The sequence below is a fragment of the Mucilaginibacter sp. P4_G9 genome, assembly GCF_056400985.1.
This window is the reverse complement of record NZ_JBFUKF010000468.1, coordinates 1-3,674: the sequence shown is the minus strand read 5'-3', so window position 1 is coordinate 3,674 and position 3,674 is coordinate 1. Positions and strand designations below refer to the sequence as shown.

General features: G+C 41.6%; 4 protein-coding genes. 3 read left to right on the top strand and 1 reads right to left on the bottom strand.

Annotated elements, in window-relative coordinates; translation table 11 throughout:
• The 3 genes from kynU to AC1DPZ_RS23865 all read left to right on the top strand — a co-directional run.
• A partial coding sequence (gene kynU, locus AC1DPZ_RS23875) for a kynureninase (RefSeq protein WP_477408176.1) occupies window positions 1-1,026 on the top strand: 1,026 nt, incomplete at its 5' end.
• 8 nt (window positions 1,027-1,034) lie between these two features.
• On the top strand, window positions 1,035-1,889 hold the full coding sequence (locus AC1DPZ_RS23870) for a bestrophin family protein (protein ID WP_477408174.1): 855 nt from the start codon (window positions 1,035-1,037) through the stop codon (window positions 1,887-1,889).
• A 4-nt stretch (window positions 1,890-1,893) separates the two neighbouring features.
• On the top strand, window positions 1,894-2,796 hold the full coding sequence (locus tag AC1DPZ_RS23865) for a histone deacetylase family protein (protein WP_477408172.1): 903 nt from the start codon (window positions 1,894-1,896) through the stop codon (window positions 2,794-2,796).
• On the opposite strand, the gene AC1DPZ_RS23860 is transcribed toward AC1DPZ_RS23865, so the two are convergent.
• The coding region (locus AC1DPZ_RS23860) for an MATE family efflux transporter (protein WP_477408170.1) at window positions 2,793-3,674 on the bottom strand (882 nt) is incomplete at its 5' end. The genes AC1DPZ_RS23865 and AC1DPZ_RS23860 overlap by 4 nt on opposite strands.

The window sequence follows — 3,674 nt, the reverse complement described above, 5'->3', positions numbered from 1 at the left end:
ATATCAAAGATAGTTGGCGCGCAGGAAAATGAAGTTACAGTAATGAATTCACTTACAGTAAACCTTCATTTGCTGATGGTAAGCTTCTATAAACCAAATAGCAAACGATTTAAAATAATCATGGAAAGCGGTGCTTTTCCATCGGATCAATACGCTGTGGAAAGCCAGGTTAAGTTTCATGGCTTTGATCCCAAAGATGCAGTGATTGAGGTTTCTCCGCGCGACGGAGAAGTTACATTACGAACAGAAGATATACTTCAAGCTATAAATGAGCATGCCGATGAGCTGGCTTTAGTGCTTTTTAGCGGGATAAATTATTACACCGGGCAATTTTTTGATCTGAAGGCTATTACCGATGCTACTCACAGAGCAGGCGCTTATGCAGGTTTCGATCTTGCGCATGCCGCGGGTAACGTCCCATTGAAATTGCATGAATGGGGTGCCGACTTTGCCTGTTGGTGCTCATACAAATACATGAACTCAGGTCCGGGAGGGATCAGTGGCATTTTTGTGCACCAAAAACATTTTACCAATAAGAAAATTAACCGCTTTGCTGGCTGGTGGGGATACCGTGCCGATAAGCGCTTTTTAATGGCTCCCGGCTTCGATCCGGAAATAGGGGCCGATGGCTGGCAGGTAAGCACAAGCCCGATATTGCTTCTTGCTTTATTTAAAGCCTCTATGGCTATTTTTGATGATGCAGACGATATGGATATCATCCGGCAAAAAAGTCTTGCCCTGACGGGTTATTTGGAGTTTTTAATTAACGAGATAAATAATGAGCGCGCAGAAGACATTTTCAGGATTATTACGCCTGCCGATCCGGCTATCCGTGGCAGCCAGCTATCGGTGGTTTGTAAGCATAACGCAAAAGCAATTTTTAAATACCTGGCCGATAACGGTGTTATTGGCGACTGGCGCGAACCTGACGTGATCCGCCTGAGTCCGGTGCCTCTTTATAATACCTTTGAAGATGTTTATTACACCGCTAAGTATCTGGCTGATTCATTAGAAGCTTTTAAATAATTTTTTATATGGTTTATTACAATCCCAAAGAGTGGTTTTCTTTCGTTTTCAGGCTTAACAAAGCGGACACATTACGCGAACTTTTTCCGCTGATAATAGCAGTTGCTGCTTACGCAGGCGTAGTCACTTACCTGTTAATAGATTTCTGGAAACTACCTGATACCAGCTTGCTAAAAAAGGTAAACTATATTCATCAAACTATCGGGTTTGTTTTTTCATTATTGCTGGCTTTTAGTATTAACTCTGCTTATGATCGCTGGTGGGAAGGCCGCAAGGTTTGGGGAAGCCTTACCAATAACAGCCGTAACCTGGCCATCAAGTTAAAACACCTGGTTAATGAAAAGGAGTGGCCTTTTTTTAATTATGCTATCCCGCTTTACGCCCGTTCTTTAAGAGATCATCTTCGGGATGTTTATGAATCAGAGCGGCAACAGTTTGTGACTATCGACCCAGAAAAACACGTGCCTAACCAGGTAGCATCGGCTATTATTTCAAACATATACAAGCTGAATAAAAGCGGGCAAATAAACCCGGAGCAATTGTTTAGTATAACTGCGGAAATAACTTCATTTACAGATATTTGCGGGGCTTGTGAGCGCATCAGAAAAACGCCAATCCCTTACTCATACAGCGTTTTTATCAAGAAGTTCATTTTTACTTATATCATGACCTTGCCATTTACCTGGGCCTTTGACCTCAAGTATTTTACGGTGCCCATCATTGGTTTTGTGTTGTTTGTTTTTGCAAGCATCGAATTGCTGGCGGAGGAGATTGAAGATCCATTTGGGTACGATGCTAATGATTTACCGCTGGATAACATTTGTGATAATATCCAAAAACACGTTGAAGAGATGTTAGGTTAACAGCATGCTCAAAATAGCTTTCGACCCGATATACGCCCACCCATTGCCGGAAGGCCACCGGTTTCCGATGCTCAAATATGAGTTGATTCCGGCGCAGCTAATACGTGAGGGGGTAATATCAAAAGATAATTTATTTTCTCCCGGGTTACCTTCAGAAGAGATAATTCTAAAAACTCATGACAAGGATTACTGGCATCAACTTCAAAATTTAACATTGTCACCAAAAGAGCAAAGGCGGATTGGGTTCCCTTTATCCCCCCGACTGATTGAGCGTGAAATGAGGATAGCCAAGGGAACAATCGATGGCTGTGCCTTCGCTTTTAAGAATCGTATCGCGTTTAATGTTGCGGGCGGTACACACCATGCAGGCACAAACTGGGGTGAAGGCTTTTGTATGCTTAATGACCAGGCTATTGCTGCTAACTATTTATTATATAGTAATTTAGCATCATCTATCTTAATAATTGATTTAGATGTTCACCAGGGAAATGGTACCGCGCAGATCTTTGAAAATGAGCCAGGGGTATTCACATTTTCGATGCATGGAGCTAATAATTTCCCCATCCGTAAGGAAAAATCCGACCTGGATATTCCTTTACCAGATGGCACCGGAGATGAAGAGTTTTTAAGCATCTTATATCACACTTTACCTAAACTGATTCAACAGATAAAGCCCGATTTTGTATTTTACCTGGCCGGAGTTGATGTATTAAGTACTGACAAACTTGGGAAGCTTGCTTTAAGTAAAGAAGCTTGTAAGGCCCGCGACCAGTTTGTTTTTGAACAGTGTATCGGCAACAACATTCCCGTTCAGGTAAGTTTGGGCGGAGGTTACTCGCCCCGGATCAAAGATATAGTTGAGGCACACTGCAATACCTTCAAAGTGGCGACTGATCTTTATTTTTAATCTTTTGGCAATACTGGTATTGCCTTATCCCGGTGATGTTTACTGATCATATTAAACCTGAAGAACAATAGGATAGAAGCTGTGGCCAGCCCAAGTACCAATCCGTACCATACACCATAAACACCCATATGCAATTTGATGCCAAGCACGTAGCCAATTGGTAAACCAATTACCCAATAAGCTAAAAAGGTTATGATAGTGGGCATGTTAACATCACCCATGCCTCGTAATATACCAAGGCCAACAACCTGTGTTCCGTCGAATAACTGGAAGAATGCTGCTATGATAAGTAATTGAGCTGCAATGTTTATAACATGTTCATCAGAAGTAAATATCCATGGTAATAAATGCCGGCCTAAAGCAAATATTACTGCTGTTATACTCATAAATATCAGTACAATGTGATAATTAGAAATAGCTCCAAGGCGTAAGTTTTTATGGTCGCCAACTCCAAAGTAATTTCCTGATTTTATAGCTGCGGCTGCACCGATACCACTTGCCATCATGTAGGTCATGGATGCCATTGTAATTGTAATCTGGTGTGCCGCCTGGTCAACAATCCCTATAGTACCAACTAATAATGCGGCGCCGCCAAAGGCGCTGATCTCAAAAGTATACTGCATTGCCACGGGTGCACCTATCTTTAAAATATTAATGGTACGTAACCGATCAATGTTTTTAATGGCAAAACTCTTCAAATACGATTTGAAGTTTGCCGATCTGAAAACATAAAATGCCATTACGATAGCCATTAAACACCGATCTATCAGGGTGCTATATCCAACGCCTTTAATTCCCATAGGATGCACACCAAACAGGCCCTTTACAAATATAATCCCCAAAACAATGTTAATTACATTACCTGCTATAGATATGAT

Excerpts from the sequence above, each read along its gene's own strand:
- AC1DPZ_RS23870 (WP_477408174.1), top strand. The coding sequence starts at position 1,035 with ATGGTTTATTACAATCCCAAAGAGTGGTTTTCTTTCGTTTTCAGGCTT.
- AC1DPZ_RS23865 (WP_477408172.1), top strand. The coding sequence starts at position 1,894 with ATGCTCAAAATAGCTTTCGACCCGATATACGCCCACCCATTGCCGGAA.